The sequence below is a fragment of the uncultured Paenibacillus sp. genome, assembly GCF_963515335.1.
GTDB lineage: Bacteria > Bacillota > Bacilli > Paenibacillales > Paenibacillaceae > Paenibacillus_I.
The window spans coordinates 1-22,001 of sequence record NZ_CAUPYC010000045.1 but is presented as its reverse complement, the minus strand read 5'-3'; the positions used below and the strand labels follow the sequence as shown (position 1 = coordinate 22,001).

Genomic DNA, 22,001 nt, shown 5'->3' with positions numbered 1-22,001 from the left:
TCGGACGGCTCGCGGCAGGAGCGGCAAACCGATGGGGGTTCCGAACGTTGCTTAACGACATTGAAGAGGTTCTGTATGACGCGGAGCAGATTCAGCAGAAGGTAAGGGATATGGGGGAGCGGCTGAGCCGGGATTACAACGGCCGCAATCCGCTTGTCATTTGCGTGCTCAAAGGCGCGTTTATTTTTATGGCCGATCTGGTCAAGAGCATGAGCATCCCGCTCGAGCTCGATTTCATGGCTGTCTCCAGCTATGGAGTGTCGACCAAATCGTCCGGCGTCGTCAAGATCGTGAAGGATCTGGACACACCGGTGGAAGGCCGCGACGTGCTGATCGTCGAGGATATCATCGACAGCGGACTGACCCTTAGCTACCTGATCGATGTGCTGGAGCGGCGGAACGCCAAATCGGTCACTGTCGCAACCTTGTTTGACAAACCGGCCCGAAGAACGGTTGATCTGGAGGCCGATTATACCGGTTTCACCCTGCCTGACGCTTTTGTGGTCGGCTACGGGCTCGACTACGCGGAGAAATACCGCAACTTGCCGTTGATCGGCATTCTGAAGCCCGAAGTATACAGCAAATAGCGGCATCCGTACACAGCAATTGCCTGGCATGCCCCGCCTCCCGGTTCTATTGAGATGGGCCAACCTGCTATGGTAAAATATTTTATGCGCCTTGAGAGGAGGTAGGGGATGAATCGGATCATCCGGAACACTGGATTTTATTTGCTTATATTTTTGGTGACCGTCGGGATCGTTCAATTTATCAGCAACCAAAACGACACAACCCAAGAACTTCGCTACGATCAATTGCGGCAGGAAATCGCCAACAATAACGTTGCTGAATTGACGCTGAAGTTTGACGGCATGTCCTACTTGGTCACTGGTGAATATAGAAAGGCACCGAGCGGCGCGGAGAACAAGGAGTTTTTCTCGCGGATGAGCGCGGAAGAATTCGCGGTTCAGGAAGTGGTCGAAGCTTCGGAGGCCAACGATTTCGATTTAACGATGAAGAAGATGCAAGGCCCGAGCATTTGGCTCACATTCCTTACCTCGATCATTCCGTTTGTGATTATTTTCATCCTGTTCTTCTTCTTGATCAATCAAGCCCAAGGCGGCGGCGGCAAGGTGATGAACTTCGGCAAGAGCCGCGCGCGCCTTTATAATGAAGAGAAGAAGCGGGTGACGTTCGAGGATGTGGCGGGCGCCGACGAGGAGAAGCAAGAGCTCGTCGAGGTCGTCGAATTCCTGAAGGATCCCCGCAAGTTCGCGGCCGTCGGCGCGCGCATTCCCAAGGGCGTGCTGCTCGTCGGGCCTCCGGGTACCGGTAAAACGCTGCTTGCGCGCGCCGTCGCAGGGGAAGCGGGCGTTCCTTTCTTCACGATCTCCGGTTCCGATTTCGTGGAAATGTTTGTTGGTGTCGGCGCATCCCGCGTCCGTGACCTGTTCGAGAACGCGAAGAAGAACGCGCCTTGTATCATCTTTATTGACGAGATCGACGCCGTCGGCCGTCAACGGGGCGCAGGTCTCGGCGGCGGACATGACGAGCGCGAGCAAACGCTGAACCAGCTGCTCGTCGAGATGGACGGGTTCGGAGCGAACGAAGGCATCATCATCGTTGCGGCAACCAACCGCCCGGATATTCTTGACCCTGCCTTGCTGCGTCCCGGCCGCTTCGACCGGCAAATCACGGTTGACCGCCCGGACGTAAAAGGCCGCGAAGCGGTGCTGAAAGTGCATGCCCGCAACAAGCCGCTGGCCAAGGACGTCAAGCTTGAAGTGATCGCCAAGCGGACGACCGGCTTCACCGGCGCCGATCTGGAAAACCTGCTGAATGAAGCGGCGCTCCTGGCGGCGCGCCGCAACAAGAAGGATATCGCAATGATCGAGGTGGACGAAGCGATCGACCGGGTTGTCGTCGGTACGGAGAAGCGCAGCCGCGTGATCAGCGACCGCGAGAAGCGGATCGTCGCTTACCACGAAGCCGGCCATACGATTATCGGCTATTTCCTTGAGCACGCCGATGCGGTGCACAAGGTGACGATCATACCGCGCGGCCGGGCCGGCGGTTACGTCATCATGCTGCCGAAGGAAGACCGCATGCTGGTGACGAAGCAGGAGCTGCTCGATAAGGTAACCGGTTTGCTCGGCGGCCGTGTGGCCGAGGAGCTGTTTATCGGCGAAATCGGCACCGGCGCGTACAGCGATTTCAAACAAGCGACCTCGATCGTGCGCAGCATGATCATGGAATACGGGATGAGCGAGAAGCTCGGACCGCTTCAGTTCGGCAACACACAAGGGCAGGTGTTCCTCGGCCGGGACATCGGGCATGAGCAGAATTATTCCGATGCGATCGCCTATGAAATCGACCAGGAGCTGCAGAATATCATCAACTATTGTTATAACCGCGCCAAGGATCTCCTGAACGAGAAAAACCGCGAGGTGCATCTGATCGCCCAGACGCTGCTCAAGGAAGAAACCCTCGAGCTTGAGCAAATCAAGCGGCTCATCGATACCGGATCGATCGATGGGGAAGGCGGCGGAGATGGAACGCCGGCCGAAACGACCGGCGAACCGAGCATCGATACGCTCGGCAATGTCCGCGTTCGGATCCAGTCCAAGGAGCCGGGCGAGGGCACGCTGCCGCCGGGCGACAACAACGGCGGCAACGGCTCGACGAATGGTTGAACCGCGCAGACGAGACAAGGGCTTCCACCGAATTGCATTCGGCGGAAGCCCTTTGTCGGTAGTCGGTTCCTTTCATGGAAAGTATCTTAAGATGAATTTCAAGCTTTCAGCCAGTGAAGCCTTTATCTCCTTCGATCCCCAGTGAGAGAAGTCGTCAAACGGGCTTAACGATGACTGAATCCGGGTGATCATGGTCATAACTAAAAAACGGCTCGGCGGCCGATAACGGAACGTGCGGCGAATATAGCACGGCCCTGCGTGAGATCGCTCACTGCAACGGCGCGAAGATGGGCCGGGCTTTTGTTGACAGCCCCAGACGGGACGTGTAAATTAGTTGTTAACTATAATTGATTCGCCGGTTTGGCCGGGCTGTGCGCCCGCGCGATCGCCTCGCCGGACAGACTGCCGGTATCGTCAAGCGGCCTCGGGGAACAATGTCTTCGGGCTATGAAGGAGAGGATTAACAATGGAAGCTTTGGCGCTTGAGCGCAAAGCGGAACAGAACCGCGAATTGCGCGAGCGGCTGCTGCAGTTGAAGAAAGAACGCAATGCCATTATTCTTGCTCATTATTATCAGCGTGACGAGATCCAGGAGGTTGCGGATTTCCGCGGCGATTCATTTCTGCTCGCACAGAAGGCCGCACAGACGGACGCGGACACGATCGTTTTTTGCGGCGTGCATTTTATGGGGGAAAGCGCCAAAATTCTCGCTCCGAACAAAACGGTGCTCATCCCGGACGAGCGCGCGGGGTGCCCGATGGCCGACATGGTCAATGTCGAGGGGCTGCGCAAGTTGAAGGCCCAGCATCCGAACGCCACGGTCGTCACTTACATCAACTCATCGGCGGAGGTCAAGGCGGAGACGGATATTTGCTGCACGTCGGCGAACGCCGTCAAGGTCGTCAACTCGGTGGAAAGCGACGAGGTGATCTGGGTTCCGGACAAAAATCTCGGCCACTACGTACAGCAGCATACCGACAAGAAAATGATCCTATGGGAGGGTTACTGCAATACGCATGACATGCTGACCGTGAAAGACGTCGAGGAGATGAAGGCGAAGCATCCGGAAGCGCTGTTCGTCGTCCATCCGGAGTGCCGTCCGGAGGTTGTGGCGCTCGGCGATTTCGTTGGCAGCACGACGGCGATCATCAAGTTCTGCAAGGAGTCGGCCCATAAGGAATTCATCGTGGGCACCGAGGACGGAACCGGCTACCAGCTGCGGCTCGACAGTCCGGACAAGACGTTTCATTTCGCCACCAAATACCTCGTCTGCCCGAATATGAAAGTGAACAATCTCAAAAAGCTCGTGAAGTGTCTGGAAACGATGCAGCCGCAAATTTATGTGCCGCCTCAAGTGGCCGACAAAGCCCGTTTATCTCTGGAGCGCATGCTGCAAGTGAAGTAGCATGCGCTGCTTCATGCCCGGACAAGCGGAGTCAATTTGCCGGCCGTCGGCAGGGAAGTGGAGGACGCCCGATGATTCCAAGATATTTGGTCGACGAGGAGCTGCAGAGGCTCCCCGTGGTCGATACGGACGTGATCGTAATCGGGGCCGGCATTGCCGGTCTTTTTACCGCCATCAAGTCAAGCGAGCGCCATTCGGTGCTGATGATCACGAAAAAGTCGCTGCTCGACAGCAATACCCGCTACGCGCAAGGCGGCATTGCCGCGGTGACGTCCCCCGAGGACTCGCCGGCCTTTCACCGTCAGGATACGCTGATCGCAGGAGCGGGTTTATGCAAGCATGCCGCCGTCGATGTGCTTGTGCATGAAGGGCCGCAAGGCGTGAGGGATTTGATCCGGATGGGCACGCAATTCGACCGGGAGAACGGCGAATATGCGCTCACCAAAGAAGGGGCGCACAGTCAGCGCCGTATTCTGCATGCGAACGGCGATGCGACCGGCTATGAAATCGTGAGGGCGTTGTCCGAGAAGGCGAAGGATGATCCGAATATCGAGGTGTGGGACGATCATTTCGTCATCGACCTGATCACGCAGGACGGAGAATGCTGCGGCGCGCTCGTGCAGAAGCCGGACGGCACGCGGGTGCTGGTCCGCGGCAAGGCGACGATTCTGTGCTCGGGCGGAGCCGGCCAGCTGTACCGTTATACGACGAATCCGGACGTTGCGACCGGCGACGGCATCGCGATGGCCTACCGGGCCGGCGCCTATATCCAGGATGTGGAATTCATTCAATTTCATCCGACATCGCTGTGCTACCCCGGGGCGCCCCGTTTCCTTATTAGCGAGGCGGTTCGCGGGGAGGGAGCCGTGCTGCGCAACATCAAAGGGGAAAGGTTCATGGAGCGCTATCACGAGCAGCTTGAGCTTGCGCCGCGCGATGTGGTCGCCCGGGCGATCGTCAGCGAGATGGAGCTGACGAAGTCGACGTTCGTCTACATCGACATCACCCATGAATCGGCGGAGCTCGTGAAGCATCGTTTTCCTAATATATACGAATTCTGTCTGACCTACGGCCTCGATCTGACGACCGATTGGATTCCGGTAGCCCCCGCGGCTCATTATATGATGGGCGGCGTCAAAACCGACCTGAGCGGAGAGACGAATATTAAACGTCTGTTCGCGTGCGGGGAGGTCTCGTCGACCGGTGTGCACGGCGCGAACCGTCTTGCCAGCAACTCGTTGTCCGAGGCGATCGTTTTCGGGAGAAGAATTGTGGAGCGCATCGAGAAGCTCGAGCCGTTAACCGACATGCGGGAGATGGAAATCGCTTCGGTGCGCAGCGCCTCGTCGATTCAAGCGGTCGTCGAGAAGCGCCTGAAGCTGCAGAAAATCATGGTGCGTTATTCCGGCTTGCGCCGCGACGCCAAAGGGCTGCAAAAGGGGCTTGAAGAGCTGAAGCGGCAGCTGCCGATTTTTCAGACCGTGCTGACGAAGCGGGAGGAGTACGAGTTTGCGAACCTGCTGACCTGCGCCCTGCTGACGACGCAGGCGGCCCTTGCGCGGGAGGAAAGCCGGGGCGCGCATTCGCGGGAAGATTTTCCGGAACGGGACGACCTGCTCTGGCGCAAGCACACCGTGCTGCACCGGGACTTCGGGATGATGGAGGAGCGAATCGACGATGTTTGAGTTGAACCGGTATAATCAGGCGATCCGGGAGCAGATTGCGGCATGGCTGGCGGAGGACGTGGGCTTCGGCGATGTCACGACGGAGACGACCATCCCGGCGGGGCGGACCGCAACGGCCGTTATTCATGTGAAGGAGGACGGCGTCATTGCGGGCATGCCGGTGGCGCGGCTTGTTTTTCATCTCGTCGATCCGTCGCTGGCGTTTCGGCCGATGGTCGAGGACGGTACATCTGTTGCAAAAGGGACGGTGCTTGCCGAGGTCGAAGGAAGCGTCCACAGCCTGCTGACCGGCGAACGGCTGGCGCTTAACCTGATGCAGCGGTTGTCCGGCATCGCCACGAAAACCCGCCGGTTCGTCGAAGCGCTGGATGGGCTGCCCGTCCGTTTGGTCGATACCCGCAAGACGACGCCGGGCCACCGGCTGCTTGAGAAGTATGCGGTACGCGTAGGCGGCGGAGCCAACCACCGGTTCGGCTTGTACGACGCGGTCATGATCAAGGACAACCATATCAAGGGCGCCGGCGGCATCCGGGAAGCGGTGGAAGCGGCGCGGGCGCGCATTCCCCATACGATGACGATCGAAGTGGAGACGGAATCGCTCGAGCAGGTCGAAGAAGCGCTCGGCGCCGGAGCCGATATCATTATGCTCGACAATATGCCGCCGGAACGGATGGCGGAAGCGGTGCGCTGCATCAAGTCGCGCGCTCCCCACGTTACCGTCGAGGCGTCGGGCGGCGTACGGCTCGATACGGTGCGGAGCATCGCGGCCGCGGGCGTGGATGTCATTTCTGTCGGAGGCTTGACGTACTCGTTCGACGCGCTGGACATCAGCCTGGACCTGGGCGGGAAGAAACCGGGAGGCCGCGCGGAATGATACTCGTCGTTGACGTAGGGAATACAAATATCGTATTGGGCATATACCGGGGCAAGCGGCTGCTTCACCATTGGCGGCTCAGCACGAACCGGTCCGCCACCGTCGACGAGTACGGCATCACGATCCACAATCTGTTTGCGTATGCGGGGCTGCAGATGAGCGACATCGACGGCGTCATCATTTCGTCGGTCGTGCCGCCGCTGATGCGCACGCTGGAGCAGCTGTGCAGCGGCTATTTTCGCAAGACCCCGTACATCGTGGGACCGGGCATCAAGACGGGACTTAACATTCGTTACGAGAATCCGCGCGAGGTGGGAGCCGACCGGATCGTCAACGCGGTCGCGGCGATCGAGAAATACGGCCCGCCGCTGATTGTGGTCGATTTCGGCACGGCCACGACGTTCGATTACATCGACCCGGCGGGCAATTATTTGGGCGGGGCGATTGTGCCTGGCATCGGCATATCGACCGAGGCGCTGTACCAACGGGCGGCCAAGCTGCCCCGGATCGAGCTGGTGAAGCCGAAAAGCGTTATCGGGCGCAATCCCGTGACGTCGATGCAGGCAGGCATTATTTACGGCTACGCAGGTCAGGTAGACGGCATCGTCAGCCGGATAAAGGCCGAGTTCCGAACGAATCCGCGCGTTATTGCGACCGGCGGACTGGCGGAGCTCATTGCCGGCGAGTCGGAGGCGATTCAGGAGGTCGATCCGCTGCTCACGCTGGACGGATTGCGGATTATATACGACCGCAACATGGAAGCTTAAGGAACGGAGGGATGAATGAAATGGACAGGGAACCAACCGGCCAACCGGAAACGATAGCGAAGAAAGACGTGCTGGTGAGAGGAACCGCCTGGGGCGGCAAAATCCGCGTGTTCGCGGTGCGCGCGACCGCACTGGTCGACGAGATGCGGCGCAGGCACGATACTTATCCGACCGCTACGGCGGCGCTAGGGCGAACGGCCACCGCGGGCGCGATGATGGGGGCCATGCTCAAGGGGGAAGAAAAGCTCACCATACAGGTCAAAGGGGACGGCCCGATCGGCCAGATCGTCGTCGATGCCAATGCGAAGGGCGAGGTGCGCGGCTACGCGGATCATCCGCAGGTGCATTTGGCCGGCAACCCGCAGGGTAAGCTGGACGTGGCCGGCGCGGTTGGACGAAGCGGCCATATCCACATCATTAAGGATTTGGGGTTGAAGGAGCCGTATCGGGGAAGCGTCCCGATCATTTCCGGGGAGCTCGCGGAAGATTTCACCTATTATTTCTCCTCGTCGGAGCAGACCCCTTCGGCGGTCGGACTCGGCGTGCTTGTCGATACGGACGGCTCGGTGCTGCAGGCAGGCGGCTTCATCGTTCAGCTTATGCCGGGCATGTCCGATGCGGATATTACGCGGCTTGAGCAGGCGTTGGCGGTGATGCCGCCGGTGACCGCCCTGCTCGATCAAGGGGAAACGCCGGAAGGCATACTCGGGTTCGCGGTCGGAGACGACCTCACGATTCACGATGAGATGCCGGTCGTTTTCAAGTGCAAATGCACGCGGGAGCGCGTGGAGCAAACACTCATCAGTATGGGCGAATCGGAACTGAAGCAATTGATCGAGGAAGAAGGAACAGCGCAAGTCGAATGCCATTTCTGCAACGAGACTTACATTTTCGACCGTCCGCATCTTGAAAGCCTGTTGGATCAAGCCAAGCCGAAGCCGATCCAATAAGCGGGGGCCGGATTCATGAACAAATTGAACGCGCTGAAGGCCGTCGTCATCCTTCAAGCCGTCTGTCTAATCGTATTGACCGTGATCGTCGCCGTTCGGCTCGTTCCGGATAACCGGCCGGAGCCTCCACTGCCGGGCGATCCGCCCGCGCCGAATGCCGGCGGGGAGGGCGGTGGCGGCGTCTCCGGCCGCCCGGACGGCCGTACGGTCGCTTCGATCGGGGATACCGTCATTACGCAAGGGATGCTTCAGCGGGAGCTGGAGAAGCAATACGGCGAATCCGTACTGCGGGCGATGCTGGTAAAGGAAGCCGTGAGGCTGGAGGCCGAGGCGTACAGGCTTGACGTTACGCCGGAGGAGCTGCAGGCAGAGCTCGACCTCATGATCGAAGGCTACGGCGACGAGGCGGCGTTCTTCGCATCGATGAAGGAGCAGCTGGGTATGGACCGGGAAACCGTCATCGCCGATGTCAGGCAGCGGCTGCTGCTGGAGAAAATCGCGGTACGCTCGGTCGATATCGGCGACGACGAGGTGGAGGCTTATATACGCGACAATCCGGAGCAATTCGAGCCTACCGTAAGGCTGGCGTTGTCTTGGATCGTGACGGCAACGAGCGGGGAGGCGGAAGAGATCCTTCGCATGCTGGAAGCGGGCGAATCGTTCGATGCGCTCGCGAGGGCTTATTCCATCGATGAATTTTCGGCCGACAACGGCGGCTCGATCGGCACGGTCGACGCCTCCGACCCGTTCGTCGACGAGGACCTGCTCGAGGCGGTCGGTGCGATTCAGCCGGGCGCCGTAACCGGTCCGGTTGAAGTCGATAGGGGCTGGGCCGTCGTGCGCCTCGACGAACGAACGATCGTCGAGACGCCGGACAACCGCCGACTGCGGGAGAGGGTGAGGAAGCAGCTGGCGCTGGAGAAGGCCGATCCGCTTCCGGAGGTGGAGAACAGCCTGCTCGCCAAATACGGCGCGGAGTTTGTCCGTGAGCCCGTGAACGGAGCATGAAACGCTATGAATGATGAAGGAACTGTCCGGGCGATAAACTGGCTATTGACAACGTGAGCCTGCGGTTGATAAGATAAAAACAGATCAAAACCTACTAAATTAGTCGGAAATAAGGAGGCTCTTCCAACATGGCCAGAATTGTAAACAGCGTAACCGATCTGATCGGCGATACGCCGCTTGTTCGCTTGAACCGTCTTGTGCCGGAAGACAGCGCGGAAATCTACGTCAAGCTGGAGTACCAGAACCCGGGTGCAAGCGTTAAAGACCGGATCGCCATCAGCATGATCGAAGTGGCGGAGCAAGAAGGACGCATCAAGCCGGGCGACACGATCGTCGAGCCGACAAGCGGCAACACCGGGATCGGCCTCGCGCTGGTCGCTGCCGCGAAAGGGTACAAAGCGATTCTCGTTATGCCGGAAACGATGAGCATCGAGCGGCGCAACCTGCTTCGCGCATACGGCGCGGAGATCGTGCTGACGCCGGGCTCCGAGGGCATGAACGGCGCTGTCCGCAAAGCCGAGGAAATCGTGAACGAGAATCCGGGCTACTTCATGCCGCAGCAGTTCAAGAACCAGGCGAACGTGAAAATCCACCGCGAAACGACCGGCCCGGAAATCGTCGAAGCGATCAACTCGCTGGACGGCAAGCTGGATGCGTTCATCTCGGGTATCGGCACCGGCGGCACGATCTCCGGTGCGGGCGAGGTGCTGAAGGAAAGCTTCCCAGGCATCAAGATTTATGCGGTCGAGCCTTCCGCTTCCCCGATTCTGTCCGGCGGCAAGCCGGGCCCGCACAAGATCCAGGGCATCGGCGCCAACTTCATTCCGGATATCCTGAACCGGGAAATTTACGACGGCGTCATTACCGTGGAGAACGAGGAAGCGTTTGAATACGCGCGCCGCGCCGCCAAAGAAGAGGGCATTCTCTGCGGCATTTCGTCCGGCGCCGCGATCTACGCCGCGCTGAAGGTAGCGAAAGAGCTGGGCAAAGGCAAGCGCGTCGTTGCGATCGTTCCGTCCAACGGCGAACGTTACCTGAGCACGCCGCTGTTCAACTTCGATAACTGATCCGAATTGGATCGGCAACAGCACAACTGCACCTCCGATTTCGGTCGGGGGTGCTTTTTGGTTGGCTGAACGCGGCCGCTCATCTTCGTGTGTTGACTTCGATCGAAGTTTTTCTCATACTATTGGCAATATGGATGGACCGGGCGTGAGGCTTGGAGGAAGGAAGAGCGATGGAAACGACAAGCTTGGCGCAGTGGACCGCTTGGCGCCGGGAAGGCTGCACGACGCTGCCGTTATTGCGGCGCATCCCGCTGGCGGAGAATGGGGATCGGCTGCGAACGTGGACCGGCGCGTGGAAGGCGGCGTCGGAGCATGCGATCGTGCTGGAGAGCGGCAAGGACGGACGTTACACTTATCTCGGCCTGCGCCCTTCCGCCGTGATTCGCGGATATTCCAGACATGCGGAGATTATGCAGGCGGGCGCGGCGGACGCAAGGGTTATTCATGGCAAGCCGCTCGAAGTGGTACGCGAACATATGCGTTCCCGCAAGGGTCCCCGTGTCGGGGGAGGGCCGAAGTGGACGGGCGGATTGGCCGGCTTCTGGTCCTATGATATTATTCGCTCCATCGAGCGGCTGCCCGAGCTGGCGGCCGACGATTTGGGCTTGCCGGACTATTTATTCCTGCAATTCGACGAGTTGTGGATTATCGACCATGTGGAGCGAGCCTTGTACTGCTCGGTGCATACTGCGATTGACGGCGCGCCTTCGCACACAGCGGGTGATTCATGGTTAGAAACAGCCTATGAATACGCGGTTCGCAAGCTGGAGGAGATGGCGGCCTTATGGGAGCGGATCGTGTCGGATGCCGCTTCAACGGAAGAGGCTGCCCGCGAAACCGCCCGTCGGAAGCTGCTCTCCTCGGACAGCATGCATATCGATATCGAGGCGATGCAGGGACTGGCCTCTCCTTTTCCGAAGGGCGATTACATGAATGCCGTTTCCCGAATTCGCGGCTACATCGGGCAAGGCGACGTGTTTCAGGTCAACTTGTCGCTGCGGCAGAGCAAGGCGACGGACGCCGAGCCAGACGAGCTGTACGAGTGGCTGCGGCTGGTGAACCCGTCTCCTTATATGGGTTTCCTGCGCTGCCCCGATTTCAGCCTGGTATCGGCATCGCCCGAGCTGCTGGTTGAGCTGCGGGCCGGTCGGCTGTCGACCCGGCCGATCGCGGGGACGCGAAGGCGCGGCCGCACGCCGGAAGAGGACGGGCATATGGCGGAGGAGCTGCGGTCGAACGAGAAGGAGCGGGCGGAGCATATCATGCTCGTCGATCTGGAGCGCAACGATCTGGGGCGGATTTCGGCATACGGCACCGTCAAGGTCCGTGATTTTATGGTCATCGAATACTACTCGCACGTTATGCATCTCGTGTCGCAGGTTGAAGGCGAACTGGCATCGGGCAAGGACGCGTTCGATGTGATTGCCGCGACTTTTCCGGGAGGGACGATTACGGGGGCGCCGAAAATCCGCACGATGGAAATTATCGAGGAGCTGGAGCCGACAAGGCGGGGACCGTATACCGGCTCGCTCGGCTGGATTGACTATGACGGCGATATGGAATTTAATATTATTATACGGACGATGATCGTAAAGGACGGGCTCGCGCATATCCAGGCCGGCGCCGGCATCGTGATCGATTCGGAGCCTGAACGGGAATATTATGAATCGCTGAACAAGGCAAAGGCGCTTTGGAAGGCGGTTCAGTATTGCGAAGAAGGAGGTGCCCTACCGTGATTCTGGTGATCGATAATTACGATTCGTTTACGTATAACCTGGTGCAATATTTGGGCGAGCTCGGGGAAGAGATCGTGGTCAAGCGCAACGACGAGATCGATTTGAAAGGCATCGAAGAGCTGGCGCCCGACCACATCCTGATCTCTCCCGGGCCCTGCTCGCCGAACGAGGCGGGAATCAGTCTGGCCCTGATCGAGCATTTTAAAGGAAAAGTGCCGATATTCGGCGTATGCCTCGGCCATCAGGCGATCGGACAAGCGTTCGGCGGCGAGGTGGTCCGGGCGGATAATCTGATGCACGGCAAAACGTCGGAGATGCATCATGGCGGCAAGGGCGTTTTTACGGGCATTCCGTCTCCGTTCACGGCTACCCGTTACCATTCGCTGATCGTCAAAAAGGATACGCTGCCGGACTGCCTGGAAATTACCGCCGAGACGGAGGCTGGAGAAATTATGGGGCTGCGGCACAAAGAATTCCCGATCGAAGGCGTGCAGTTCCACCCCGAGTCGATCATCACGGAGAACGGCTTGACGCTGCTTCGGAACTTCCTGAAGTCGCGCGCCGAAGCCGCACGATGAAGGTCGGTTATAACGGGTCCGTCATCGAGGCGGGCGAAGCCGTGATCCCGGTATACGATCACGGCTTTTTGTACGGAATGGGACTGTTCGAGACATTTCGGACGTACGGCGGGAGTCCTTTTCAGCTTGGCCGTCACCTGGACCGTCTGCGCGCCGGCTGTGAAATGCTGGGCATCGTTGGGCAAATGGCGGAAGAGGATGTTCGCGCTTGGCTGGCGGAGCTGCTGGCCGCAAACGGGCTGGCCGGCGCCGACGCTTACGTACGGTTGACGGTGACGGCGGGCGTCGGCGAGCTTGGATTGCCGGCGGGCGATTACGTTCGGCCGAACGCGCTGCTGCTCGTCAAGCCGCTTCCCCCCATGGACGAAAGGCTGTATCGGGAAGGCAAGGAGCTGCGGCTGCTTCGGACGCGCCGCAATACGCCGGAAACGCCGGTCCGGTTGAAATCGCTCCATTATATGAACAATATTATCGCGAGGCGGGAGCTTCTGGCGTCCGGCGCTTCGCCTGGCGCGGAAGGCCTGATGCTAACCGGCGAGGGCAGGCTGGCGGAAGGCGTGGTCAGCAATCTGTTTTTCGTCAGGGACGGCACCGTTTGGACGCCGCATACGGACAACGGCATTTTACCCGGTATTACCCGGGCGATCACGATGGAGCTGTCGAAGTCGCTGGGCGTGCCTGGCGAGGAAGGCTTTTTCGGGTGGGACGATTTGCTTCGCGCGGATGAAGTATGGCTGACCAACTCCGTGCAGGAGATTGTTCCCGTGACGCTTTTAACCGATATAGAGGGCCGTGCGCGGACGGTTGGAGACGGACGGATCGGACCGGTGACGCGGAGCTTGCTTGCCGCTTACCGCGGCATGACGGGGTATACCGACGATGGCAAAGGGGGAAAACCGGAATGAGGCCGGTCGTATGGAAACGAAGTTATGAGCTGCCGGGCGGCGTCCGGCTTGAGCTCGGCGGGCGAACGCTGATTATGGGCATTCTGAATGCGACGCCGGATTCTTTTTCCGACGGGGGCCGCTACGACAACGTTGCGGCGGCTGTGGAGCATGCGCGCGTGATGGCCGCCGAAGGCGCGGACATCATCGACATCGGCGGCGAGTCGACGCGGCCCGGCGGGGCGCAGGTGCCGCTGGAGGAGGAGCTTCGCCGGGTGCTGCCGGTCATAAGCGCCGTGCGCGAAGCGCTGCCGGATATGCCTTTGTCGATCGACACCTATAAGGCGGAAACCGCGCAGCGGGCGCTCGAGGCCGGTGCGCATATCATCAATGACGTGTGGGGATTGCAGGCGGATCCCGGCATGGCCGCCGTTGCGGCGGCCTGGGGCTGTCCGGTCGTGATCAGCCATAACCGCGAGGCGGTCGAGTACGGGGATTTTGTTCCGGATGTGCTTGACGATCTGCTTCGGGGCGTGAAGACCGCGCTGGCCGCCGGCGTGGCAGAAGAGCGGATCTGGCTGGATCCGGGCATCGGCTTCGCCAAAAACTACGGGCATAACCTTGATCTGCTCGGTCGGCTTGAGGAGATCGCGGCGCTCGGGTATCCGGTGCTGCTCGGCACATCCCGCAAGCGGTTCATTCGCGAAACGCTGGGGCTTCCGCCCGGGGATGCGGTGGAGGGGACGGGCGCGACCGTCGCATTGGGCATTGCGCAAGGCTGCCAAATCGTCCGCGTCCATGATGTAAAGCCGATGAAGCGGGTCGCGGCGATGACCGACGCGATCGTTTATCGCAGGGCCGATGTGCGGGAATAACGACGGCAGGCCGCCGTGGGGCGCGGGTGGCGAAGCGGCCCGCGCCCCGGAAGGGAGTGATTCGTTCATGGATAAAATGACCTTGAGAGGGATGCAGTTTTTCGGCTATCATGGGGTGATTCCGGAGGAAAACCGGCTCGGCCAGCGGTTCGGTCTGGAGCTCGAACTGCTGCTCGATTTGCATGACGCGGAGAAATCCGACGATTTATCGCGAACGGTCAACTATGCCGAGGTCTACGCGCTTGTGAAATCCGTCGTAGAAGGCCCCCCGTCGAAGCTGATTGAAGCGGTGGCGGGCCGTGTTGCATCCGCCGTTCTCGACACTTATACTATTATAAACGAAGTGACGGTAAGGCTGACGAAGCCGCATCCGCCGTTCGACATTCATTTCGACGGCGTTACCGTGGAGCTTCGCAGAAAGCGGGATGCGCATGGACGAATCATTCCCGCCTGAAGGCGCGGGCCGCGGCCCTGCCGCCGAAGCGGCGTGGCCGGAAGCTTATGTGGCGCTAGGGTCGAACTTGGGCGACCGCATGGACATGCTGACCGAGGCGCTGGGGAGGATCCACAGGCACCCGGACATGTCGGTCATTCGCGTTTCCGGCATTTACGAGACCGACCCGGTCGGGTACGCCGACCAGCCGGCTTTTCTCAATATGGCGGCCGCCGTCCGGTCCCGGCTTGAACCCGTTGGGCTGCTGCGCGCTTTGCTCGATATCGAACGGCAGTTGGGCAGGGTCCGAACGATGCGCAACGGACCGAGGACGATCGATCTGGATTTGCTTTATATGCAGAACATCATTATGACATCCGAAGAGCTGACGCTGCCGCACCCCCGCATGATGGATCGCGCGTTCGTGCTCGTTCCGCTGCGGGATGTGCTGAAGGACGCTTCGCCGCTTAAGGAGGCCGTCGAGGCCGCCGCCCGGGAGGCGCTCAGGCAGGGAAAGGAAGGCATTGCATTATGGAATACGATCAATTGGCACAGCGCATCCGCGCTTTTCGAAAATTGAAGGGCTTTACCCAACAGCAGTTGGCCGACCGCCTGGGCGTGTCGGTCGCGGTGCTCGGCTCCCTGGAGCGGGGGACGCGCAAGCCCGAGACGAAGCTGCTGGAACGAATCGCCGAATCGCTCGGCATCGGTTATGAGGAATTGACGGCAAGCGGCAAATAACGCCTGAACGCGAAGGAAAGGAGTACGGTGCGACATGTTGAAAATCGGGGACATCGAGATGAAAAACAGGGTGGTGCTGGCGCCGATGGCAGGCGTGTGCAATCCGGCCTTCCGTCTGATCGCCAAGGAATTCGGAACCGGTCTCGTCTGCGCGGAGATGGTCAGCGACAAAGCGATTCTGCACGGCAACAAGCGGACGATGGAGATGCTGTTCGTCGACGAGCGCGAGAAGCCGCTCAGCCTGCAGATTTTCGGCGGCGACCGGGAATCGCTCGTCGAAGCGGCCAAGGTGGTCGACCGGCAGACGAACGCGGATATTATCGACATTAACATGGGCTGTCCCGTGCCCAAAGTGACGAAATGCGACGCGGGCGCGCGCTGGCTGCTTGATCCGAGTAAAATTTACGAGATGGTGTCGGCCGTGGTCGAAGCCGTCGACAAGCCGGTTACGGTGAAAATGCGGATCGGCTGGGACGACGAGCATGTTTATGCAGTCGAGAATGCCCAAGCGGTCGAGCGGGCCGGCGGCTCGGCGGTAAGCGTCCATGGCCGTACCCGGGAGCAGTTGTATACGGGGAAAGCCAATTGGGATATTATAAAGGATGTCAAACAAGCGGTATCCATTCCCGTGATCGGCAACGGCGACGTGTTCTCCCCGGAGGATGCGAGACGGATGCTGGATCATACCGGCGTCGACGGCGTGATGATCGGCCGCGGCGCGCTCGGCAACCCGTGGATGCTGTATCGCACGATTCATTATTTGACGACCGGCGAGCTGCTGCCGGAGCCCGATGCCGCGGAGAAAATCCGGATCGCCATCGTTCATATGGACCGGTTGATCGCGCTCAAGGGCGAGTCGACCGCCGTACGCGAAATGCGCAAGCATCTGGCGTGGTATTTGAAGGGGCTTCCCGGCGCCGCCCGGGTCAAGGACGTCATCATGGAAGAAACGGATCGCGATAATATGGTGCGCATATTGGGCGAATACGTACGTTCCCTCGAGGATGCCGGGGAGACCGTCGCTCATTGATGGGATACGCCGCGCGGATTGCCGCGCGGCATTCCTTGCATGATGGCGTGAAACGTTTACATAGGCGGCCGGACAGGTTGGGTATGATTGACAGCCGATGCTTTTATGCAATATAATCATGCAATAACATTCCGCCTGAAGTCCGTAAATGCAGCTTGTATAAGCCGGCTGCCGAGGCGGGGCCGCCATTTTCAAACGTAACGGTGCGCGACGGGGATTCATTCAGCGTATGAAAATTTGCACATGACAGGAGAATCGGTTAGATGAGCGATAAGGAGATCATTCTGACTCAGGACGGTTTGAAGAAGCTGGAGGAAGAGCTGGAGAACCTGAAATCGGTCAAACGCCGCGAAGTGGCCGAACGGATCAAGATCGCCATCGGTTATGGGGATATCAGCGAGAATTCCGAGTATGAGGATGCGAAGAACGAGCAGGCTTTCATCGAAGGCCGCATTATCACGCTGGAGAAAATGCTGCGCAACGCGCGTATTATCAATAACGACGAAATTGACACGAACACGGTCAGCATCGGTTCGATCGTGACGGTAGAGGATGTCGAGTTCGGCGACACGATGGAGTATGCCATTGTCGGCACGGCCGAGGCCGATCCGCTGAAAAACAAGATCTCGAACGAAAGTCCGGTCGGCAAGGCGATTCTGGGCAAGAACAAAGGCGCGATCGTCGATGTGAGCGTACCGGCCGGCATCATTCAATATAAAATCGTGGATATCAAGAAGTAAGTATATGACGCGGCGTACTCAAAAAAGCTTCCTTCGGAAGCTTTTTCATTTGTGAAGGAGATGAAACGTTTGGACACACAAAATCAAGAGCAGAACGTGCAGGAGCGGGAGCTGAGCGAGCTTCTGCAGATCCGGCGCAATAAATTGGACGAGCTTCGTTCGCTCGGCGTGGACCCGTTCGGCGGCAAGTTCGTAAGGACGCACAGCGCAAAGGAAATTCTGGATGCCTATGCGGACACCAGCAAGGAGGAGCTCGAAGCGCAGAACGTGGAGGTGAGCCTGGCCGGCCGCATCATGCAGAAGCGCGGAATGGGCAAGGCCGCTTTCGCCCATATTCAGGATTTATCCGGCAAAATCCAGATCTATGTCCGTCAGGATTCGGTCGATGAAGCGAAATACAAAGCGTTCGATCTGCTCGACCTTGGCGATATCGTAGGCGTGAAGGGCACCGTCTTCAAGACGAAGACCGGCGAGACGTCGGTTAAGGCAAAGGAGCTTGAAGTGCTGACGAAGTCGTTGCTGCCGCTCCCGGAGAAATTCCACGGCTTGAAGGACGTCGAGCTTCGTTACCGGCAGCGGTACGTCGATTTGATTATGAATCCGGACGTGCAGCAGACGTTCGTTACCCGGTCGCGGATTATTCAATCGATGCGGCGGTATCTTGATTCCCTCGGCTACCTCGAAGTGGAGACGCCGACGCTGCACGCGATTGCCGGCGGCGCGGCAGCGCGTCCTTTTATCACGCATCACAATGCGCTTGACATGCAGCTTTACATGCGGATCGCGATTGAGCTTCATCTCAAGCGTTTGATCGTGGGCGGGATGGAGAAGGTGTACGAAATCGGCCGCGTTTACCGCAACGAGGGTATTTCGACACGCCACAATCCGGAGTTCACGATGATCGAGCTGTACGAAGCGTACGCCGATTATAAGGATATTATGGCTTTGACGGAGAACCTGATTGCCCATATTGCGCAGGAAGTGCTCGGCACGACGACGATCATGTACCAAGGGCAGCGGGTCGATCTGGCTCCGCCTTGGCGCCGCGTGTCGATGGTCGATCTGGTGAAAGAAGCGACGGGCGTCGACTTCGCGGCGGAGATGACCGACGAAGAGGCGCATCGTCTGGCGAAGGAGCATAACGTGCCGGTCGAGCCGCACATGACGTTCGGGCATATCCTGAACGCTTTCTTCGAAACGTTGGTCGAGCATACGCTGATTCAGCCGACGTTCGTTACAGGCCATCCTGTCGCGATCTCGCCCTTGGCGAAAAAAAGCGAATCCGATCCGCGTTTCACGGACCGGTTCGAGCTGTTCATCGTGGCGCGCGAGCATGCGAACGCCTTTACCGAGCTGAACGACCCGATCGACCAGCGCGAGCGGTTCGAGGCCCAGCTCCTGGAGCGCGAGCACGGCAACGACGAGGCGCATGAGATGGATGATGACTTCATCCGCGCACTGGAGTACGGCATGCCGCCCACGGGCGGACTCGGAATCGGCATCGACCGGCTGGTCATGCTGCTCACGGACGCGCCGTCGATCCGTGACGTGCTGCTGTTCCCGCTGATGCGGGAGCGTGCGGGCGAGTAAAACTTGATAGCAAGGAGAGTCACCCGCGGACACCCATTGGTGTCCGCAGTTTTTTTGTCAGTAAAATCACTAATTCTTACGATAGTGTTAGATAACATGACATATATAAGTTGACACGATTTAACATGTTATTTATAATGACATCTATACTAAGCAGGATTTTCGACATAATTATCGTTTACAACGACGTAAGCGATTCGGCAAAGAGGCCAGCTCTGGGTTCCGTGAGAGATTGATTACACAAGTGTGTGAATCTCTTCGGCATGAGTGCGGCTTCTTTTTTATGCGAAAGTTCATATCCGTCATTAGAAGGGGAGAGAGTCAGCATGTTTGTTCTATTTCGAACGTCTGTTTATAGGCAGATGAACGAGCAGTTTACGCAATTGGCCTCCGGTGATTTTACGGGCAAGTCCGATACCCGGGCGGTTCGTGATACGCCCATGCTGCAGCCGCTCAGGCGGATGATCCGCAGCCTGACGTCCGTTATTCGCGTTGTGGATCACACTTCCCGTAATCTGCACCGCAGAATGGAGATTGCCGGGCAGCAGTCCGAATCAGTCAAGGAGCAAGTGGAGACGGTAACGGCCACAATCCGGGAGATGGCGGAAGGCATGCAGGACGCTTCGGAACACCTGACCGATATGGCCGATGAAATGAACCGTGTTCATGGTTACTTGACAGAGGTGGGGCAGTACAGCGATGAAGTGGCTCGTGAAGCTCGGCACTATGCCGGAGAAGCGGCGGCGGGCCGCAAGGAAATTATGGACGCAATGGATCAAATGGAGGCCATTCGAGGAGAGGGTATGCGCCTTCGCGAGGAGATGTCTTCGCTTGAAGGAGCGGTGCAGCGAATCGCCCTTCTTACCAAAACTATAGAGGAGATATCGGCCCAGACGCAGCTGTTGGCGCTCAATGCCAATATCGAGGCGGCCCGCGCCGGTGCGGAAGGTTTGGGCTTTGCCGTGGTAGCCCGCGAAGTGTCCAAGCTTGCGGTGCAGGCGCGGGATGAAACAGGAAGTATCCAGGATGCGATCAAAGCCGTTACCTCTAACACGCTGGAACTCAAGCAGTCGATTGACGAGATGCAAGTAATCGTCGGAGACGGGGAACGGATCATGAGCGCCGCTTCTCTCAAATACGAGGCCATGGAGGGCTACTTGGGGCAAATCGTCGAGCAGATGGCATCCGTCGACGGCAAGCTGAAGGAGATTACCGGCAGTACGCTCGCCATGACGGATGCCGCCAATCAGACATCCGCCATGATCGAAGAGGTAGCGGCCGGTACGGAGGAAGTGCTTGCCTCTGCAGAAATTCAACAAAGCAATTTGGCGGGTATTAACGAAACCATACAGGATGCATACAACGGTAGTTTGTCGCTCCGTTCCGTCATCTCTCAGTTCAAGCTGCCTTCCCCGTCAGACAGTCACCCCATCCAGAAGGAAGTAGACAGGTGGATGGAGTGCGCGATGGGTATACGGGCTATTATGGTCGCCATGATGGAGGCGGACGGCCCGGATGCCGTACGGGAATGGCATCGAAGGAAAGAGCAGCAGGAATCGGTATTGAAACAATGCTGGGATGCGCTTGCAGCCCGTGCGCAGACGGAGCGCGACAAGCAGTATTGCCAATGGCTCGGCGAAGCATGGGAAGCTTTTGACGTCGTGAAGAACAGGAATGCGGCATGGATGCTCGAGGGAAACGTGGAATCGGCCAGACAAAGTCTTGTAACGGCCGGCCGTGAGCGATTCAAAGCCGCCATGGATATTGCTAACGAATGGATGGAAAGCTGACGCACTGCTTGGCAAACCTGACAGACGAATATATTAAAAGAGAAAAGATACAATAGAGATAGAGATAGAGATGAGACGGACAGGAGAATTTTATGGAGACATACTTGTTTCATTATTTTCATCGTGAGATCGTCCGGAAGGAACGCGATTATCTGCAGGCGTTCCGTCAGTTGAAGGCAGTAACAGTGAATCTTGATCACCAGGTTCTGGCCAATCAGAGTCTGATTGAAGGCATTATGGCTTCGCTGATTGCCGCGCTGGAAGCCAAGGATCCCTATACAAGGGGACATTCCAGCAGGGTGAGCGAAATGTCTCATCGCATCGCGCGCACTATGGGGTTGTCGGCACCCATGTGCGAGAGCGTCCGTCTGGCCGGATTGTTTCATGACATCGGTAAAATCGGCATCGCCGACCACATCCTGTTCCATAAGGGCAAGTTGTCGGAAAGGGATTTGGAGGAAATTAGATCTCATCCGCTGATTTCCGTTCAAATTCTGGAGCCGGTCGATCCGCTTCACACTCTGCTTCCCGGTGTAAAGCATCATCATGAGAACTGGGACGGCACAGGCTATCCGGACGGCCTCAAGGGAACGGAGATTCCGCTTGCCGCATGCATTATACGCGTCGCCGATACGTATGATGCCATAACGTCGCGACGCAGCTATCGGAACGCCCGCGACAGCGGTGTCGCCCTGATGGAAATCGAACGGCTCGGCGGCATCTGGTTTCATCCCGACGTTGTTCGGCATGTTCTGGACCTGGCGTCAGTTCCATATGCGTCAACCATCTGATTAATACAAAAAAGTAGGAGCGGCGGGCTGGCAGGAGAGACCGTTCTGTTATGGGCAGCTTTCTTCAGGAACATGGGCAGAACGCGCAACTGCCCGCCGCAGTACTGGAGGGGTATGCGCCGAATGCATACCGTTCTGAAGAGCCTGTTTCCGACGTTGCAAAATTTTCTATTGTAAACACAGAAAAAAGAGGTTGATTTCATTCTGGTGTCTGTGATATATTAATCAAGTCGCCGCTGAGAGGCAGCGATGAAAGAAAGAAACGAACATTACGGTTTTTCTTTCCCGGCTTGCGCCGAAAAGAAAACACCATTTGTTCCTTGAAAACTGAACAACGAGCGAAACTGCCCTGTCATTCCGCAAGGGA

The 22,001-nt window shown here is 58.3% G+C and carries 22 protein-coding genes; all 22 read left to right on the top strand.

Annotated elements, in window-relative coordinates; translation table 11 throughout:
• Window positions 1–47 precede the first annotated feature (47 nt).
• The 22 genes from hpt (at window position 48) to RWM61_RS13940 (ending at window position 21,831) form a co-directional block, all read left to right on the top strand.
• Complete coding sequence (hpt, locus tag RWM61_RS14045; RefSeq protein WP_314001839.1) at window positions 48–587, top strand: hypoxanthine phosphoribosyltransferase; 540 nt, start codon at window positions 48–50, stop codon at window positions 585–587.
• A 108-nt stretch (window positions 588–695) separates the two neighbouring features.
• Window positions 696–2,690: an ATP-dependent zinc metalloprotease FtsH gene (gene ftsH / locus RWM61_RS14040; protein ID WP_314001837.1), complete on the top strand. Its 1,995-nt coding sequence runs from the start codon at window positions 696–698 to the stop codon at window positions 2,688–2,690.
• A 466-nt stretch (window positions 2,691–3,156) separates the two neighbouring features.
• Window positions 3,157–4,095: a quinolinate synthase NadA gene (gene nadA, locus RWM61_RS14035; protein ID WP_314001835.1), complete on the top strand. Its 939-nt coding sequence runs from the start codon at window positions 3,157–3,159 to the stop codon at window positions 4,093–4,095.
• 71 nt (window positions 4,096–4,166) lie between these two features.
• A complete protein-coding gene (nadB, locus tag RWM61_RS14030; protein WP_314001833.1) occupies window positions 4,167–5,780 on the top strand; it encodes an L-aspartate oxidase in 1,614 nt (537 codons plus the stop codon).
• The gene (gene nadC, locus RWM61_RS14025; RefSeq protein WP_314001831.1) at window positions 5,773–6,654 is read left to right on the top strand and encodes a carboxylating nicotinate-nucleotide diphosphorylase; all 882 of its coding nucleotides are present in this window, start codon (window positions 5,773–5,775) and stop codon (window positions 6,652–6,654) included. Before nadB ends, nadC begins: the two co-directional genes overlap by 8 nt.
• Window positions 6,651–7,421, top strand: a complete 771-nt coding sequence (locus RWM61_RS14020; protein ID WP_314001829.1) for a type III pantothenate kinase — start codon at window positions 6,651–6,653, stop codon at window positions 7,419–7,421. Before nadC ends, RWM61_RS14020 begins: the two co-directional genes overlap by 4 nt.
• An 11-nt stretch (window positions 7,422–7,432) precedes the next feature.
• Window positions 7,433–8,371 carry an Hsp33 family molecular chaperone HslO gene (gene hslO, locus RWM61_RS14015; protein WP_314001827.1) on the top strand — a complete coding sequence of 313 codons (939 nt, stop codon included), beginning with the start codon at window positions 7,433–7,435 and terminating at the stop codon, window positions 8,369–8,371.
• 15 nt (window positions 8,372–8,386) lie between these two features.
• Window positions 8,387–9,379 (top strand): peptidylprolyl isomerase, encoded by a 993-nt coding sequence (locus RWM61_RS14010; protein ID WP_314001825.1) that lies wholly within the window; start codon window positions 8,387–8,389, stop codon window positions 9,377–9,379.
• Window positions 9,380–9,507: 128 nt separating this feature from the next.
• Window positions 9,508–10,446: a cysteine synthase A gene (gene cysK / locus RWM61_RS14005; RefSeq protein WP_314001823.1), complete on the top strand. Its 939-nt coding sequence runs from the start codon at window positions 9,508–9,510 to the stop codon at window positions 10,444–10,446.
• Between the two features lie 170 nt (window positions 10,447–10,616).
• Window positions 10,617–12,182: an anthranilate synthase component I family protein gene (locus tag RWM61_RS14000; RefSeq protein WP_314001821.1), complete on the top strand. Its 1,566-nt coding sequence runs from the start codon at window positions 10,617–10,619 to the stop codon at window positions 12,180–12,182.
• Window positions 12,179–12,760 (top strand): aminodeoxychorismate/anthranilate synthase component II, encoded by a 582-nt coding sequence (pabA, locus tag RWM61_RS13995; RefSeq protein WP_314001819.1) that lies wholly within the window; start codon window positions 12,179–12,181, stop codon window positions 12,758–12,760. Before RWM61_RS14000 ends, pabA begins: the two co-directional genes overlap by 4 nt.
• Window positions 12,757–13,665, top strand: a complete 909-nt coding sequence (locus RWM61_RS13990) for an aminotransferase class IV (protein ID WP_314001816.1) — start codon at window positions 12,757–12,759, stop codon at window positions 13,663–13,665. Before pabA ends, RWM61_RS13990 begins: the two co-directional genes overlap by 4 nt.
• Window positions 13,662–14,519: a dihydropteroate synthase gene (gene folP, locus RWM61_RS13985; RefSeq protein WP_314001814.1), complete on the top strand. Its 858-nt coding sequence runs from the start codon at window positions 13,662–13,664 to the stop codon at window positions 14,517–14,519. The genes RWM61_RS13990 and folP overlap by 4 nt, the downstream gene beginning before the upstream one ends.
• 67 nt (window positions 14,520–14,586) lie before the next feature.
• Window positions 14,587–14,973, top strand: a complete 387-nt coding sequence (gene folB / locus RWM61_RS13980; protein ID WP_314001812.1) for a dihydroneopterin aldolase — start codon at window positions 14,587–14,589, stop codon at window positions 14,971–14,973.
• Window positions 14,951–15,532: a 2-amino-4-hydroxy-6-hydroxymethyldihydropteridine diphosphokinase gene (folK, locus tag RWM61_RS13975; RefSeq protein ID WP_314001810.1), complete on the top strand. Its 582-nt coding sequence runs from the start codon at window positions 14,951–14,953 to the stop codon at window positions 15,530–15,532. Before folB ends, folK begins: the two co-directional genes overlap by 23 nt.
• Window positions 15,484–15,693: a helix-turn-helix transcriptional regulator gene (locus tag RWM61_RS13970; protein WP_314001808.1), complete on the top strand. Its 210-nt coding sequence runs from the start codon at window positions 15,484–15,486 to the stop codon at window positions 15,691–15,693. Before folK ends, RWM61_RS13970 begins: the two co-directional genes overlap by 49 nt.
• A 34-nt stretch (window positions 15,694–15,727) precedes the next feature.
• The gene (gene dusB / locus RWM61_RS13965) at window positions 15,728–16,723 is read left to right on the top strand and encodes a tRNA dihydrouridine synthase DusB (protein ID WP_314001806.1); all 996 of its coding nucleotides are present in this window, start codon (window positions 15,728–15,730) and stop codon (window positions 16,721–16,723) included.
• 263 nt (window positions 16,724–16,986) lie between these two features.
• Window positions 16,987–17,463, top strand: a complete 477-nt coding sequence (gene greA / locus RWM61_RS13960; RefSeq protein ID WP_314001804.1) for a transcription elongation factor GreA — start codon at window positions 16,987–16,989, stop codon at window positions 17,461–17,463.
• A gap of 69 nt (window positions 17,464–17,532) precedes the next feature.
• The gene (lysS, locus tag RWM61_RS13955) at window positions 17,533–19,053 is read left to right on the top strand and encodes a lysine--tRNA ligase (RefSeq protein WP_314001802.1); all 1,521 of its coding nucleotides are present in this window, start codon (window positions 17,533–17,535) and stop codon (window positions 19,051–19,053) included.
• 326 nt (window positions 19,054–19,379) lie between these two features.
• Window positions 19,380–20,843: a methyl-accepting chemotaxis protein gene (locus RWM61_RS13950; protein ID WP_314001799.1), complete on the top strand. Its 1,464-nt coding sequence runs from the start codon at window positions 19,380–19,382 to the stop codon at window positions 20,841–20,843.
• Window positions 20,844–20,935: 92 nt separating this feature from the next.
• The gene (locus RWM61_RS13945) at window positions 20,936–21,634 is read left to right on the top strand and encodes an HD-GYP domain-containing protein (RefSeq protein WP_314001797.1); all 699 of its coding nucleotides are present in this window, start codon (window positions 20,936–20,938) and stop codon (window positions 21,632–21,634) included.
• 50 nt (window positions 21,635–21,684) lie between these two features.
• Entirely contained in the window at window positions 21,685–21,831 is a 147-nt protein-coding gene (locus RWM61_RS13940) for a hypothetical protein (RefSeq protein WP_314001795.1), read from the top strand.
• Window positions 21,832–22,001: the final 170 nt, after the last annotated feature.

Coding starts and splice junctions, on each gene's coding strand:
- RWM61_RS13970 (WP_314001808.1), top strand. CDS start 15,484: ATGGAATACGATCAATTGGCACAGCGCATCCGCGCTTTTCGAAAATTG.
- ftsH (WP_314001837.1), top strand. CDS start 696: ATGAATCGGATCATCCGGAACACTGGATTTTATTTGCTTATATTTTTG.
- hslO (WP_314001827.1), top strand. CDS start 7,433: ATGAATGAAATGGACAGGGAACCAACCGGCCAACCGGAAACGATAGCG.
- greA (WP_314001804.1), top strand. CDS start 16,987: ATGAGCGATAAGGAGATCATTCTGACTCAGGACGGTTTGAAGAAGCTG.
- dusB (WP_314001806.1), top strand. CDS start 15,728: ATGTTGAAAATCGGGGACATCGAGATGAAAAACAGGGTGGTGCTGGCG.
- RWM61_RS13990 (WP_314001816.1), top strand. CDS start 12,757: ATGAAGGTCGGTTATAACGGGTCCGTCATCGAGGCGGGCGAAGCCGTG.
- RWM61_RS14010 (WP_314001825.1), top strand. CDS start 8,387: ATGAACAAATTGAACGCGCTGAAGGCCGTCGTCATCCTTCAAGCCGTC.
- RWM61_RS13940 (WP_314001795.1), top strand. CDS start 21,685: ATGGGCAGCTTTCTTCAGGAACATGGGCAGAACGCGCAACTGCCCGCC.
- folP (WP_314001814.1), top strand. CDS start 13,662: ATGAGGCCGGTCGTATGGAAACGAAGTTATGAGCTGCCGGGCGGCGTC.
- nadC (WP_314001831.1), top strand. CDS start 5,773: ATGTTTGAGTTGAACCGGTATAATCAGGCGATCCGGGAGCAGATTGCG.
- nadA (WP_314001835.1), top strand. CDS start 3,157: ATGGAAGCTTTGGCGCTTGAGCGCAAAGCGGAACAGAACCGCGAATTG.
- RWM61_RS13950 (WP_314001799.1), top strand. CDS start 19,380: ATGTTTGTTCTATTTCGAACGTCTGTTTATAGGCAGATGAACGAGCAG.
- nadB (WP_314001833.1), top strand. CDS start 4,167: ATGATTCCAAGATATTTGGTCGACGAGGAGCTGCAGAGGCTCCCCGTG.
- RWM61_RS13945 (WP_314001797.1), top strand. CDS start 20,936: ATGGAGACATACTTGTTTCATTATTTTCATCGTGAGATCGTCCGGAAG.
- cysK (WP_314001823.1), top strand. CDS start 9,508: ATGGCCAGAATTGTAAACAGCGTAACCGATCTGATCGGCGATACGCCG.
- RWM61_RS14020 (WP_314001829.1), top strand. CDS start 6,651: ATGATACTCGTCGTTGACGTAGGGAATACAAATATCGTATTGGGCATA.
- RWM61_RS14000 (WP_314001821.1), top strand. CDS start 10,617: ATGGAAACGACAAGCTTGGCGCAGTGGACCGCTTGGCGCCGGGAAGGC.
- folK (WP_314001810.1), top strand. CDS start 14,951: ATGGACGAATCATTCCCGCCTGAAGGCGCGGGCCGCGGCCCTGCCGCC.
- folB (WP_314001812.1), top strand. CDS start 14,587: ATGGATAAAATGACCTTGAGAGGGATGCAGTTTTTCGGCTATCATGGG.